This is a genomic window from Acinetobacter sp. ANC_7511 (assembly GCF_056779975.1).
This window is the reverse complement of the sequence record NZ_JBWYIY010000060.1, coordinates 1-375: the sequence shown is the minus strand read 5'-3', so window position 1 is coordinate 375 and position 375 is coordinate 1. Positions and strand designations below refer to the sequence as shown.

1 protein-coding gene is annotated in these 375 nt (G+C 40.0%); it reads right to left on the bottom strand.

The window, feature by feature from the left end; translation table 11 throughout:
• The coding region (locus AC1M9L_RS14825; protein WP_481592564.1) for a transposase at positions 1–210 on the bottom strand (210 nt) is incomplete at its 3' end.
• Positions 211–375: the final 165 nt, after the last annotated feature.

The following is a 375-nucleotide window of genomic DNA, read 5'->3' as shown; positions in this document are numbered from 1 at the left end:
TAAAGATAGACGGAATAAGGATTTAATCATTAAGCAGCATTGGATAGCTGCGTCGGAGTAGGTTTGATTTCGCCCTTGTTTGCCTTTTGATAGAGCATACCATTGCGTAGTAGGATCAAACCAAATGGCAATATTTCCGCGATTAATGAGTGCTCGGTTATATGCGGGCCAATTGGTTGTGCGATAGATGTTGTGTGTAAGCTTCTTCATTTGAAAATTATATGGCTGAAGAAGCCCTTAAGAATAGCTTTGTGCAACAAAGCCGTTCTTTATCCGACATAGACACCAACATATCAAACCGTCCGCTAAGGAAATTGCAGAAGTGCATATTCTAAAAGCGGACATTTTTACTTTGGAGAAACCGGACATTTCTAT